Annotated in this window: 13 protein-coding genes and 1 pseudogene; 5 read left to right on the top strand and 9 right to left on the bottom strand. The window is 66.6% G+C overall.

Going from position 1 to position 12,371, the window contains the following annotated elements; all coding sequences use genetic code 11:
- Positions 1-87 precede the first annotated feature (87 nt).
- On the top strand, positions 88-822 hold the full coding sequence (locus AB0O89_RS03360; RefSeq protein ID WP_363494176.1) for an aldolase/citrate lyase family protein: 735 nt from the start codon (positions 88-90) through the stop codon (positions 820-822).
- Between the two features lie 18 nt (positions 823-840).
- Here the strand turns inward: AB0O89_RS03360 and AB0O89_RS03355 are convergent, their stop codons facing one another.
- From AB0O89_RS03355 to AB0O89_RS03335, 5 genes are read right to left on the bottom strand one after another with little or no spacing between them, the layout of a single operon-like run.
- Positions 841-1,440: an Lrp/AsnC family transcriptional regulator gene (locus AB0O89_RS03355; RefSeq protein ID WP_363494174.1), complete on the bottom strand. Its 600-nt coding sequence runs from the start codon at positions 1,438-1,440 to the stop codon at positions 841-843.
- 45 nt (positions 1,441-1,485) lie between these two features.
- The gene (locus AB0O89_RS03350) at positions 1,486-2,649 is read right to left on the bottom strand and encodes a M24 family metallopeptidase (protein WP_363494172.1); all 1,164 of its coding nucleotides are present in this window, start codon (positions 2,647-2,649) and stop codon (positions 1,486-1,488) included.
- 29 nt (positions 2,650-2,678) lie between these two features.
- On the bottom strand, positions 2,679-3,689 hold the full coding sequence (locus AB0O89_RS03345; RefSeq protein WP_363494170.1) for an LLM class flavin-dependent oxidoreductase: 1,011 nt from the start codon (positions 3,687-3,689) through the stop codon (positions 2,679-2,681).
- Positions 3,686-4,048 (bottom strand): TIGR04076 family protein, encoded by a 363-nt coding sequence (locus tag AB0O89_RS03340; RefSeq protein ID WP_363494168.1) that lies wholly within the window; start codon positions 4,046-4,048, stop codon positions 3,686-3,688. Before AB0O89_RS03340 ends, AB0O89_RS03345 begins: the two co-directional genes overlap by 4 nt.
- Complete coding sequence (locus AB0O89_RS03335) at positions 4,045-4,320, bottom strand: amidohydrolase family protein (RefSeq protein WP_363494166.1); 276 nt, start codon at positions 4,318-4,320, stop codon at positions 4,045-4,047. Before AB0O89_RS03335 ends, AB0O89_RS03340 begins: the two co-directional genes overlap by 4 nt.
- A gap of 36 nt (positions 4,321-4,356) precedes the next feature.
- Between AB0O89_RS03335 and AB0O89_RS03330 the strand changes: the two are divergent.
- From AB0O89_RS03330 to AB0O89_RS03315, 4 genes and pseudogenes are all read left to right on the top strand, one after another.
- Positions 4,357-4,542: pseudogene (locus AB0O89_RS03330) on the top strand (sugar transferase); the annotation flags it as partial.
- A gap of 99 nt (positions 4,543-4,641) precedes the next feature.
- The gene (locus AB0O89_RS03325; protein WP_363494164.1) at positions 4,642-5,952 is read left to right on the top strand and encodes a UDP-glucose/GDP-mannose dehydrogenase family protein; all 1,311 of its coding nucleotides are present in this window, start codon (positions 4,642-4,644) and stop codon (positions 5,950-5,952) included.
- Positions 5,953-6,082: 130 nt separating this feature from the next.
- Entirely contained in the window at positions 6,083-7,144 is a 1,062-nt protein-coding gene (locus AB0O89_RS03320) for a hypothetical protein (protein WP_363494162.1), read from the top strand.
- Between the two features lie 186 nt (positions 7,145-7,330).
- On the top strand, positions 7,331-8,755 hold the full coding sequence (locus AB0O89_RS03315) for a DUF222 domain-containing protein (protein WP_363494160.1): 1,425 nt from the start codon (positions 7,331-7,333) through the stop codon (positions 8,753-8,755).
- A 150-nt stretch (positions 8,756-8,905) separates the two neighbouring features.
- Here AB0O89_RS03315 and AB0O89_RS03310 read toward each other — a convergent pair whose 3' ends face one another.
- The 4 genes from AB0O89_RS03310 to AB0O89_RS03295 form a co-directional block, all read right to left on the bottom strand.
- Positions 8,906-9,715 (bottom strand): WecB/TagA/CpsF family glycosyltransferase, encoded by an 810-nt coding sequence (locus AB0O89_RS03310; RefSeq protein ID WP_363494157.1) that lies wholly within the window; start codon positions 9,713-9,715, stop codon positions 8,906-8,908.
- A gap of 258 nt (positions 9,716-9,973) precedes the next feature.
- Positions 9,974-10,903: a WecB/TagA/CpsF family glycosyltransferase gene (locus AB0O89_RS03305; RefSeq protein WP_363494155.1), complete on the bottom strand. Its 930-nt coding sequence runs from the start codon at positions 10,901-10,903 to the stop codon at positions 9,974-9,976.
- Positions 10,904-11,107: 204 nt separating this feature from the next.
- Entirely contained in the window at positions 11,108-11,986 is an 879-nt protein-coding gene (locus AB0O89_RS03300; RefSeq protein WP_363494153.1) for a glycosyltransferase, read from the bottom strand.
- Between the two features lie 71 nt (positions 11,987-12,057).
- Complete coding sequence (locus AB0O89_RS03295) at positions 12,058-12,267, bottom strand: hypothetical protein (protein ID WP_363494151.1); 210 nt, start codon at positions 12,265-12,267, stop codon at positions 12,058-12,060.
- Positions 12,268-12,371: the final 104 nt, after the last annotated feature.

Below are 12,371 nucleotides of genomic sequence, written 5' to 3'. Positions count from 1 at the left end.
AGACTACCGCCCGAATGTAAACTAAATGTGGCGTTCAACTTTGCTTTCGCAAGGTATTTTCCAGCCGCATATGACTGAGGGAGCACTGTGATAGCTCGTATCGGCGCGTGGGCGCTGCTCGGATCGCCCGCAGCTGCGGCAGTGCTGGCCGCGACCGGCCCGGACTGGCTCGTGGTGGATGCCCAGCACGGTCGATTCGATGACCGTGCCGTCTGCGACACCCTCGCGGTGGTGGCAGACCTGCCTTCGCGCCCGCAGACGTTCGTGCGGGTCGCGGACGGGGCGGCATGGCTGATCGGGCGGGCTCTGGATGCAGGTGCCGACGGCGTCATCGTTCCGATGGTCCAGGACGCCGACGCGGCAGCCGCTGCTGCGCGCGCCTGCCGCTATCCGCCGCTCGGGGCGAGGTCGTGGGGCCAACTGGCGGGAACGACGGGACGCGTCGCGGTTCCCGCGGCGCAGGTCAACGACACCGTACAGTGCGCCGTCATGGTCGAGACGGCAACCGCGATCGGACATGTCGAAGAGATCGCTGCGACGCCAGGGATCGACATGGTCTTCGTCGGACCGTTCGATCTCGCTCTCTCACTTGGAGTGGACGTCAACGATCTGCTCTTCGATGAGCGAGACGGCAACCCTCTGGACAGAATCGTCGCAGCCTGCCGCCGTCACGGGATCTCGGCCGGCGCGTTCGCGGGTTCACCCGAGCGCGCTCGTCTCCTCATCGCTCGCGGCTTCGACACGGTCTCGGTTGCCGTCGACAGCGCTGTGCTGTCCGAGGCTGCCACCGCCTCGCTCACTGCCGCACGCGCCGGGTCGTGAACGTCCGGACCGGCGCGTTCAGTCCTCGGGCAGCGCCGGGAGTTCGGGTTCTGCGCCACCGAGCAGGGTGGCTGGTGTCCGCGTCCGCACGATCTCACCGATCCCCAGGAAGGTCTCGATGCGCTGGAGGCCTCGGATGGGCCAAATGCGATCGAGCAACAAGCGCTGCAAGTGTGCGTGATCACGGATGCGAAAGCGTGCCATGAGGTCGTAGCTTCCTGTGACAACGGTCAGATCGCTCAGCTCCGGCAGATCGCGCAGCGCAGAGACAATGCCTTGCACGTCGGCGTCGGTAGCGAGGGTCATCGGGATGTAGACGATGCCGGGATAACCCAGCGCCGCCCAATCGACGACGGTCGTGTATCCGGTGATGAGGCCCTGTCGTTCGAGGCGGGCAATGCGCTCGCCGACAGCAGGCGGTGACATGCCGACCTCCCGGGCAAGCTGCCGCTGCGACACGCGGGGGTCGGCGACCAGCAGCCGCAACAGCTGACGGTCGACGTCATCGAAACCCACGACGTCAACGGTCGGAAGCACTTCGAAGGTCATCGACGCCATCGGCGAGGGCCTGGGAGACGAACCGGGTCGCTGGGTCGCATCGGGCTCGGAGTTCGACATGCGCGGCATCCTCTCGCGAGACGTTTTCTTGAGCATAGGGGTAGGTCAGCGCCCGGTAGCGAGGAGGTCGTGCGGGTGGGTGTTGATCGACTCGGCACCGGTCTCGGTGAGCAGGAAGACGTCTTCGACGCGCACCCCCACCCGGCCCGGCAAGAAGATGCTGGGTTCGAGCGTGAACAGCATCCCGGGGCGCAGCGGTGTGTTGTCTTCGGCCGAGAGGAACGGATGCTCGTGCACGTCCAGCCCGATGCAATGACCGACGCGGTGGCGGAAGCCCTCGCCGTAGCCGGCGTCGTCGATGACTGCGCGGGCCGCCTTGTGCGCCTGACCGCCGGTGGCTCCGGGGACTGCCGCGACGCGCGCCGCTTCCTGGGCTGCCATGACGATGGCGTGCACGCGCTCGTATTCGGCAGAGGGCTCGCCGATGTGCACGGTGCGACCGAAGTCGCTGCAGTACCCGCGCACGATCGCGCCGTAGTCGAAGCTCACTCCCGTACCCGCCGTGAGCGCGTCGGTGGAGACCCGCACCGATGCATCGCGCCCGAGATGAGGACCCATCCCCCACACGCCGGTGTCGAACGACGGTCCCGTCGAGCCGTGTCGGCGCATCCGCAGCTCGACCTCGCTCGCCAGTTCGATCTCGGTCATCCCCGGCACCACGAGCGGGGTCACCTCGCGGAGCACCTCGTCGGCGATGTGCGCCGCCCGACGCATGAGGGCGATCTCGTGATCGTCTTTGATCGCCCGGATGCCCGCCAGCACCGGGTCGGCGATGATGAGGTCGATCCCGGGGCGGTGCCGGGCAAGCTCGACACCGACCTCGGCCCAGGTGCGCGAGGTGACGCCCACGCGCGTGCCGGGGAACCTGTCGAACGCGGCGGTGAACACCGCGCGGCCGTCGTCGGTCTCGGTGGCGGTGACGAGGTCACCCTCGACCCCGTCCGGCAGGTCGAACTCCTGGAAGTGGCGGGTGAGCACCAGCAACGGTTCGCGTCCCGGCGCGAGGAAGGCGCCGGAGATCCAGTGGTTGGTATAGGCGATCGCCCCGAAACTCGGGGCTCGGCGGGGGATGCCGAGGTAGTACTCGAAGTCGGCCTGATCGGCGGGAAGGAACAACACCTCGATGCCCTCGGCATCCAAGCGCTCGTACAGACGCGCACGACGAGCGACGTGGTCGAAGGGGCGGGTCAGTGCGGTGTCGACATCCATGGCGGGGCTTCCTGAGGGGGCGAACGGGGTCAGGGCAGCTCGCGCCAGGGCGCGAGGGCGGGCAGCACGTAGCGGCCGAGCAGGTCGATGCCGTTCTGCTCGTCGATGCCGTGCGGGGTGCCGAACTCGATGCGGTCGACACCCGCCTCGATGAGGGCGACGGCGTGCTCGGCGATGTCGTCGGGAGATCCGGCGAAGGCGAACCGGTCGAGCACGTCCCGCGGAATCCAGGCGCCCGCGCCGTCGTGGTCGCCGTCGGCCAGGTGGGTGCGGATGCGATCGAGCATCCCCTCGGGGAGCTGAACGGTGGGATCGTACGCGGCGATGACATCGAGGTACATCGCAACCTGGGCGCGGGCGTGGCGGCGAGCGAGTTCGGCATCCCGGTCGACGACGGTCACCGCGCCGAGCACGACCGAGACATCGCCCGGCGAACGTCCGGCCCGCTCGATGCCGGGGGCGAGCCGAGCGCGAGTCAGGCCGACCATGTCGGGATTGGCGCTGCCGCCGATCTTGATCTCGTCTGCGGTGGCACCCGCCAGCGCGGCCCCCTTCTCCCCCCAACTGCCAACCAGGATCTGCAGCGGACTCGAGGGCAGCGAGCGCAGGCCGGCGCCCGGCGCCAACGAGAACGTGCGTCCGGGAACGCCCCGGGTGTCACCTTCCCAGAGCGCGCGGATGACGGCGATCGCCTCACCAAGGGCGCCCAGGGGGCGCTCGGGCCGGATGCCGAGATCGTCGAGCCACGAACCGCGGGCGATGCCGAGGTAGGCGCGCCCCCCACTACGTTCGTGCAGGGCTGCTTGCATGCCAACGAGCTCGACGGGGTGGATGAGGAACGGGTTCCAGCACGCGCAGCCGAGCCGGATGCGTTCGGTTGCCTCCGCCATTTCGAGCAGGGCCACAATCGCGGGCTGGTACCAGAGGTCGGAGAACACGCTCACCCCGTCGAAGCCGTGAGCTTCGGCGGCGCGGGCGATCTCGGCGTAGCGCCCGGGGGCTTTGTCGGTCTGCAGCCCGAGGCTGATCTGCACGCTCATGTCAGGTCGTCGGAGCGCAGTTCGACACGACGCGTGCGCTCGAGCCGCATGATGAGGCGTTCCTCGGGGTCGGGGCACGCGATTTCGCTGTCTCGTTCAAGCCAGTCCCCCGCGGGCAGGTCACGCTGTTTGGCCGGGATCAGAGGAAGCGCTGCCTGCAGGGCGTAAATGCAGAAGTGGCCACCGTCGGGCAGACGCAGCTTGCTGCTGTCGGTCACCTCGCACCAGTCGCCGGGGCGCATGCCGCACACCGAGCGCCCCTCGATGCGGTCGACGGTCAGCCGCACGTCCCAGAGGGTCATGTCGGTCGCCGGTTCGCCGGTCGCGGCATCCGTACCGCCCAGGTCTTCGATGCTCACGACGCGTCCTCGCGGACGATGACCCCGCGGCGAACGACAGTGTGCAGCGAGCGCAGGGCGCTGGGGTGTGCCGTCGGGTCGTCGGGGGTGATGACGAGGTCGGCGTCGAACCCGGGGGCGAGGTGCCCGACCCGGTCGCCGATGCCCAGCCACGCGGCGGGCGCGCCGGTCGCGGCGTGCAGGGTCTGCCAAGCATCCAGGCCGGCGTCGTGCATGTGCTCGAGCTCGCGCACGACCGCTGTCGTGCCCTCGAACGGCCAGAACGGCGGCATGTCGCTGCCGAGCAGGATGTCGACCCCGGCGTCGACCGCCGCTTCCTCATGAAGCCGGGAATCACCGGCCTGTGGCAAGTGAGCGGACGATCGACACTCACGTGGGAAGAAAGCGTTCGCATCGACCTCTATTACGTCGAGAACTGGAACCTCGCAGGTGACCTGGCCATCCTGCTCAAGACCGCCAAAGCGGCCGTCGTCCCGGGCGAGAGCGCCCACTGAGCGCGGGCGTTTTCTTGCGCGACACACGAGCGTGGTAGGAACGAACGGGCACCCCTGATCGGGGGTCAGGAGCCACACACCGCACGACCCGGAGGATCAATGCGCCTGTCAGTCATCGGATGTGGATACCTCGGAGCCGTGCACGCGGCAGCGATGGCATCCATCGGGCACGACGTCGTCGGCATCGACGTCGACCAGCGCAAGATCGACGCGCTCTCGAAGGGTGAGGCTCCGTTCTTCGAACCTGGACTTCCCGAGATCCTTGCCGAGGGTGTGGCATCCGGTCGCCTCCGGTTCACGACCGACCTGAGCGAAGCGCGCGGCGCGAAAGTGCACTTCGTCGGCGTCGGTACGCCGCAGCAGAAAGACGGGTACGGTGCCGACCTCACCTACGTGAACGCCGCTGTCGACGGCCTCCTCCCCTTCCTCTCTCCGGGCGACATCGTCGCGGGCAAATCGACGGTTCCCGTCGGCACGGCTGCCGAACTCACCCCCCGCGTCGAAGCCGCCGGGGCGACACTGGTGTGGAACCCCGAGTTCCTGCGCGAAGGCTGGGCCGTGCAAGACACGATCGACCCCGACCGGCTCGTCGTGGGCGTCCCGTCGACTGATGCGGGCGCCGCAGCTGTCGACATCCTGAAAGAGGTGTACGCGCCGCCGGTCGCGAAGGGCACGCCGTTCATCGTCACCGACCTGGCCACCGCCGAGCTCGTTAAGGTGTCGGCCAATGCGTTCCTCGCGACCAAGATCTCGTTCATCAACGCGATGGCCGAGATCGCCGAGGTCGTCGGCGCAGACGTCACCCAGCTCGCCGACGCGATCGGCCACGACGCGCGCATTGGGCGCAAGTTCCTCGGCGCCGGAATCGGTTTCGGTGGCGGATGCCTCCCCAAAGACATCCGTGCCTTCTCGGCCCGCGCCGAAGAACTCGGCCGCGGCGAATCAGTCGCGTTCCTGCGCCAGATCGATGAGATCAACATGCGCCGCCGCGACCGGGCTGTGCAGCTCGTGGTCGACGGGCTCGGCGGATCCGTGTTCAAGAAGAACGTCACCGTGCTCGGCGCCGCCTTCAAGCCACACAGCGATGACATCCGCGACTCCCCGGCGTTGGACGTCGCCGTGCGCCTGCACGGGCTCGGCGCCTGGGTCACCGTCACCGACCCCGAAGCGATCGCGAATGCTCAGGCTAAGCATCCACAGCTGAACTACGTCGCCGACCGCGACGAGGCCCTGCGGTCGTCTGACGCAGTGGTCGTGGTCACCGAGTGGGACGAATACCGTCGGCAGATGCCGCCCGAGCATGTCTCGACACTCACGGAGGGGCGCGTGATCGTCGACGGACGCAACTGCCTGGATGCCGACGCCTGGCGCGCCGCCGGCTGGACCTACTACGGTATGGGGCGCCCGTAGGTTAGCCCCGGGCCCTCGCGCCGCGATGGCCCCTCCTCCCCGCGCTCGCGATTGAGACCCGATCTCCGAAACGCAATGAACACAACCATCCAGTAATGTTCGCGTGTTATCGCTGGGGGAAGGGGTCGACGTGACACATCACGGTGTTTCGAACTGGACTAGCCGGCTGCCGATTTGGGTCCTCGTTATGGGACTCGTTCTCGGAGTCTTGCTACCCGTCGCGTCCAGCGACCACGCGGACGCTGGAGTCAACTCGTTCTCGTCCGCGCCGATCCCAACCATTAGCGGGACGGTGACGGTTGGGTCCACGCTGACCGCGAACCCGGGCACCTGGAAACCATCCGCGGCCCTCTCCTATCAGTGGAAACGCGACGGCAAGCCCATCGCTGGCGCGACTTCCAAGACCTACAAAATCCCCCTCACCGACGCCGGCAAACCGATCACTGTGACCGTCACAGGGAGAAAGAGCGGTTACAAAACCACCAGCAAGACCAGCAGCAAGAAGACGCCTCCGCAGCTGTCGTTCTCCGCCGCGCCAACACCAACGATCTCGGGAACGACGAAAGTCGGCTCCACACTTACCGCGAAACCGGGAACGTGGAAACCATCCGCGACGCTGACCTACCAGTGGAAACGCGACGGCAAGCCCATCTCCGGCGCGACCAAACCGTCATACAAGCTCACCGCGGCAGACGCCGGCAAACCCATCACCGTTACCGTCACAGGCACGAAGGTCGGCTACAAGACCACCAGCGAGACTAGCAGCAAGAAGCTCATCGCGAACTCAGTGTGGAAAGTGACGTCGAAGGGCATCGGCCCAGTGGCGCTTGGGTCCAGTGCAGCAGATGCCGAGAAGGCCCTCGCTGGAACTGGTCACAGCGTTATTGAACTATGCAATAGCTGGAACGACTGGGCCGTGGTGGCATGGACGGATCTACGAACCGGCAAAGTAACATCGATCGACCTCGTCGGCCCCCCCGGAAAGGATTCCCCGAAGACCGACGCAGGAATTACTCTCGGCACCCCCGAGTCGACTCTCAAGTCCCGCGGCTACAAGCTCATACGCAATGACGATCTGCATTGGTACTCGTGGACCGAGAACGGCACCCCTTTCATGGCGGAAGCGCTCAGCGGAAAGGTCCACCGACTGAGCGTAGGCAGCAACGAGCTCCCCTGGGACTATTGCAGCTAGAGGATCTCGCAGGCCGAGTGCCGAGCGTGACCCTCCCAGCACTCGACTGTCGGTGCGTGCTTGTGCTCATTGGCGCGGCATCCTGACTCATGAACAGATCACAGTACGGGAAAATTCATACATACGTACTAATATGGCGCCGCTTAACCCCGAACCAATGTCGGAGGCCGGTGTCATGATTAGTACATGCATTCGAACTGGGTTATCGAGTTCAGCGAGGCGCAGACCGCCGAGCTGACCTCGATCCTCGCTGCCGTTCAGCAGGCGGATGCCGCGCTTGCCGCCGCCGAAGCGGCCCGCGTCCGCGCTCTCGCTCGCGCGGGCGAGTTGGCTCGCGAGGTGTCGGCGGGCAAGCCGTCCCGGGTGCGCGAGCACGACATGGCCCTGCGCAGCATCGCCGCCACGATCGGGGTTCCGTCGCGCGTGTCCGACCGGTCGATGCAACGCCAGATCGGCGAAGCGACGCGGCTCGCCGAACGCTACCCCGGTACCCTCGAAGCCCGCAGCCTGGGCGAAATCACCCGCCAGCACGTCTATGCGATTCAGGATGCCGCCGCCGACCTGCCCGACGAAGCCATCCCCGCCTTCGAAGCCGAAGCACTCGAGCGATGCCGGCGCGACACCGTCGGTCGCGTCAAGGCCGAGCTCGAGATCCTTGCACAGCGGATGCATCCCCGCAGCTTCGCCGAACGGCACGCCTCCGCGCGCGAAGACCGCCGCATCACAGTCAGCCCCCTGCCCGACGGGATGTCGTCGCTGTACCTGGTCGCGCCCACCCCGGTCATCGCGGGCATCGACGACCGCCTGCACCAGATGGCCACCGTCATCATCGACGTACGCAACGCGGCCAAAGCGGCAGCCGGCGCTCCAGCTGGCGCTCCAGGAGAAGACGGCGCCAGAATCCCGGCCGACATCCTCGCCACCGATACTCGCACCCGCGCTCAGATCCGCGCCGATATCGCGGCCGACATCCTCCTCACCGGATCCCCCTTCGCCGACCCCACCATCACCGGCGACGGACCCGGCACGCTCGGCGCGATTCGCGCGAAGATCCAGGTCGTCGTTCCAGCCCTCAGCCTCCTCAAGCCCGAAGGCGACGAGAACCGCCACGCAGAACCCGCCGACCTCGTCGGCTACTCCCCCATCGACGCCGAAACCGCCCGCGCCATCGCCGAAGCCTGCGATACCTGGTGGGAACGCCTCGTCACCCACCCCGTCACCGGCGTCGTCCTCCACACGAACGGCTACCAGCGCACCTCTGCCATCGACCGACATCTGCGAGCACGCGACCGGCACTGCCGATTCCCCGGATGCCGCCTCCCCGCCATCCGCTGCGAGGTCGACCACACGATCGACCATGCCCTCGGCGGCAAAACGGATGTATGCAACCTCGCCCACCTCTGTCAACGACATCACTCGATGAAACAGTTTGCAGGCTGGAAAGTCAGACAGCTCGAGGGCGGCATCCTCGAATGGACCTCACCGGTCGGAACCACCTACACCGACTATCCACCCACACCAGGCGTCCACTTCGCGCCCGATCCCTACGACCTGAGCGCGCCCCCGCCCCCGGATACCGCACCCGCCGACGCTTCCGATGCGCCATTCTGACGCTACCCAGCACCATCCGTCGATCTCACGGCCGCGGGCCTCAGGCGCGTGGCTTACCCGTGGCCGTCGGCGGCGACCGCTTCGCGCGCAGCCGTTCGTGCGCGGCCGTTAGCGCGTACCCGCTAGCGCGCGGCCCCCCGTGCGGAACCTTCAGTCGACAATGACCCCGCCACCGCGACCGCCGAGAGGCGTCGCGTCCTTCGCGAGCGTCAGGTTTTTCGCTGCACGCCGGGAACGGCGCACGACGCCAGCGAACCCGGGCAGGTCACCGACGTAACGCTTCACGAGGCGCCCGGGTTCGGTCATCATGCGGTGAAGGAACTCGAGGTTCGCCGCCTGCATCCACCGAGGAGCTCGCGCAACCTCACCGGCAAGAAAGTCGATACCGGCGCCGACGCCGAGATATACGGCGGGCACACCAGCAGCAGCCATGAGCTGCAGCGCAAGAGCCTCCTGCTTCACAGCGCCGACTCCGATCAAGACGAGATCTGCCTGATGCTCTCTGATCTCGCGGGCGAGCACCGCCGGAGCCTCGGGAGAAGCCAGGAACTCCTCCGACGCCTCGTTGCTGCGAACGTTCCATCCTGCCGAGGCCAGCCGGGCCGACGCGCGGCGCGACGCCTCACTCGATGACCCACCGATCAAAAACAGTCGACGGCCTGCAGCATCCACCTCCGCGAGCCGCTCGAGAATCCCACTGCCGGTGGTCCGGTCAACGACCCCTGAGCCGAGCGATCGCGCCAGCCGCACAACGGGCCAACCATCGGCGAGGTGAAGGTCAGCCCGGCGATAGGCCGTACCAAGCATCTCGGAACGTTGGAGCATCGCCAGGTGGTTCATATTCGGAGTGACCACGAGCCGTGCCGTGCCCGCAGAGAGGGGGCCACGACGAGAGAGGATCATCTCCACCACCTCGGCTTCAGAGAGCTCATCGATCGTGAAGCTCGCGGTAGCGGTCACGATCGGTCGAGCATCCTGAGAATCCCGCCGCGAAATGCCACGAGCGCTATCGCCGGTCTGAGCGGGCCGCGATTGGATGATTGTCATGGACGTCTCCGAAAGTCATGCACACCAGCAAGAAGAGCCAGGTGTGTCGCAGCACCAAAAGTAGCCACTTCACCGGCGGAAAAGCGGGCAGTGTTGACCCAGAGATTCCCCAAGATTCGGCCACCGCCTTGAGGTGTTCTTGAGGATTGATCAGCAAGCGCGTGGCGTCGCTCAGACGACCGCCCCAACCCCATCACCAGCGCCACCAGGCGACGGCGCGGCAACCTCATGCTCCGCGTCCTCGCGTAGCGACCCACCACCGCCCGAACGGCCCACCCGCTCACCTGCATCCCCCGCGCGCGCCGCACGGAGTGACTGCCGCACGACAGCGAAGTACGGGACGACATCGCCGACGTAGCGGCGGATCATCGGACCAGGACGAACGAGAATGCGATGGAAGAACTCGAGATGCAACCGCTGCAACCACACCGGTGCGCGAGCGACCTCGCCGGCAAGGAAGTCGATAGCCGCACCGACCCCGAGATATACCGCGGGAGCTGTGCTTTCTCGCATGAGTGCGAGCGCAAGGACTTCTTGTTTGATCGCCCCCAGCCCAACCAGCACGATGTCGGGCTGAAACTCGTCCGCCAGGGTGGCCAGTTCAGCGATGCTCCCCTCGCGGGCGAGCCACTCGGCGCTCGCCTCATGCGAACGCACTGACCAGCCCGCCTCTGCCAACCGCGCCGCGGCGCGCTCGCTGGAGGCGAGGGTCGACCCCCCGATCACAAGAATCCGCCGTCCCTCGCCCGGCGATTTCGCGAGCCGCTCAACGATGCCGCTCCCGGTCGTCCGTGCGATGATCTCGACGCCAAGCAGCTGCGCCAGCCGAACAACCGGCCAGCCATCAGGCAGGTGTAGGTCTGCGCGGCGATACGCTTCACCCAGCTCCTCGGATCTCTGCAAGATCGCGAGGTGATTCATGTTGGGCGTCACAATGAGCTTCGGTGCTCCCGCTGCAAGCGGTGCTCCCCGGGTCAGAAGAAGCTCAATGATGTCCAACTCGGTGTGCGCGTCAATGCGAAACGCCACGGTGGTCGTGACAATGGGGCGCGGCAACCCGCGCTTCGCGGGGCGCAGCAAGGCGCGCCGTCGCATGCTCATCACCACAGCCCCCAGCGGAAAAAGACATCAGAGTTCGGGCGCCTCGGGCACCATCGGCGAAAGCTCCTGAGCCAAAAGATAGTCGTCAGCGGCATCCGCTCGTCTCCGGAACCGACTCGGACGCAGCGAACTCAGCAAATCTTGCGGAAATCTTGCGCATTCCCCGGTTGCGCGGGTGAGGCAGCGGGTGAGATACGGGGTGAACTATCTTTCCTGTGACCGATCACGGGTCGACTCATCCCGTCGCCAGGTATCACGACCTTTCCGCGCGTCCATGCGCGCAGCGATTCCCGCCGCCACATAAACCCCGACATAGACCGTGAAGTCTGCCCACCGCGCAGGCGTGCGAGCCACCCGTCCGATGAGACCTCGTACAGATGAACCGGAAGCTTCAGCAGTCTCGGGGAACCGCCCGGGGTTCGCCGCGCGAAACGCACCGAACTCCGTGTTCCCCCGCCGCCACCGTGTCATCCGGCGCACCTGGTCGCGCAGCGTCCGGGGGGCCCGCACCGAAAAGTCGGCGCCCACGACCGTCCGCTCAGTGCGAGCGAAGCTCTCTTGCACGAACAGATCATCCGCGATCAACATCGGCCAGTCAGCGATCCGACGGTGCCCCTCGCGATTGACCGCGTAGACGCCTGAGCCGATCATCGCGTTACGCCGATAGTCCGTCATCTCCCAGACCCGAAAGTAAGCGCGCACCCACCCATTCGAAGCCGATGTGTCCACGATCATCCGCGCCGACGCCGCCCGTGCACCCTGCACATCCAACGCCGCCACGAGCGCCCGCAGACCCGCCGTGTCTATGTCGACGTCAGCGTCCAGATACACCCGCGGAAAAGTCTCCGCGATCTCGTCGCCGTGGCGCAGGGCAGCGATCTTCGAAGCCGTCGAGATCTCCTCGACGATCGCGTCGGGCGCCGCACGCCGCCCAACGTCGGCCGTCGCATCCGTCGACCCGTTGACCACGACGATGACGGCGAACTCTCCAGGCAGAGCATCCGCCAGCATCGTGGTGAGGCATCGTTCAATCACGGATGCCTCGTTGTGGGCGGGAATCACCACGCTTGCCAGAGGTCTCATCCGGATCAGCGTAGCGACCTGCAGGCCTTCGTCAGCCCCCGATATGATCGGACCCAGCCTCACCGATCCGATCAGCGCGCGAGCGCCGAAGACTCCGAAGGGCCCGCGTGTCGGCTCCCCGAATCCTTTTCCTCGCCGACGAGTTCCTGCATCCCAAGAACCGTGGCGGTCGCGTCGAAACAGCCAACGAGGTCGAGCTCATCAGCAAAGTCCTCAGGTTTCCCCTTCACCTCCTCGTTCCGCGAGATCCCTGGACAACACCGGATGACGAAGCTGCCCACCGGAGGGCACTAGACGATATGAGCCTTCGGTCCTCTTGAGGCTGGGGCCTCGATTCGCGTAAGCGTGGGTTGCCAGCCTGTGGGGGCTGGCCTATCCGACAGGC

This window comes from Microbacterium sp. NPDC076895 (assembly GCF_040687115.1).
In the GTDB taxonomy this organism is placed as follows: domain Bacteria; phylum Actinomycetota; class Actinomycetes; order Actinomycetales; family Microbacteriaceae; genus Microbacterium.
Note: the sequence above shows the minus strand (reverse complement) of the source record. Positions and strands in the feature narration are given on the sequence as shown.

Coding starts and splice junctions, on each gene's coding strand:
- AB0O89_RS03355 (WP_363494174.1), bottom strand. CDS start 1,440: ATGTCGAACTCCGAGCCCGATGCGACCCAGCGACCCGGTTCGTCTCCC.
- AB0O89_RS03350 (WP_363494172.1), bottom strand. CDS start 2,649: ATGGATGTCGACACCGCACTGACCCGCCCCTTCGACCACGTCGCTCGT.
- AB0O89_RS03345 (WP_363494170.1), bottom strand. CDS start 3,689: ATGAGCGTGCAGATCAGCCTCGGGCTGCAGACCGACAAAGCCCCCGGG.
- AB0O89_RS03335 (WP_363494166.1), bottom strand. CDS start 4,320: ATGCCGCCGTTCTGGCCGTTCGAGGGCACGACAGCGGTCGTGCGCGAG.
- AB0O89_RS03325 (WP_363494164.1), top strand. CDS start 4,642: ATGCGCCTGTCAGTCATCGGATGTGGATACCTCGGAGCCGTGCACGCG.
- AB0O89_RS03315 (WP_363494160.1), top strand. CDS start 7,331: ATGCATTCGAACTGGGTTATCGAGTTCAGCGAGGCGCAGACCGCCGAG.
- AB0O89_RS03305 (WP_363494155.1), bottom strand. CDS start 10,903: ATGAGCATGCGACGGCGCGCCTTGCTGCGCCCCGCGAAGCGCGGGTTG.
- AB0O89_RS03300 (WP_363494153.1), bottom strand. CDS start 11,986: ATGAGACCTCTGGCAAGCGTGGTGATTCCCGCCCACAACGAGGCATCC.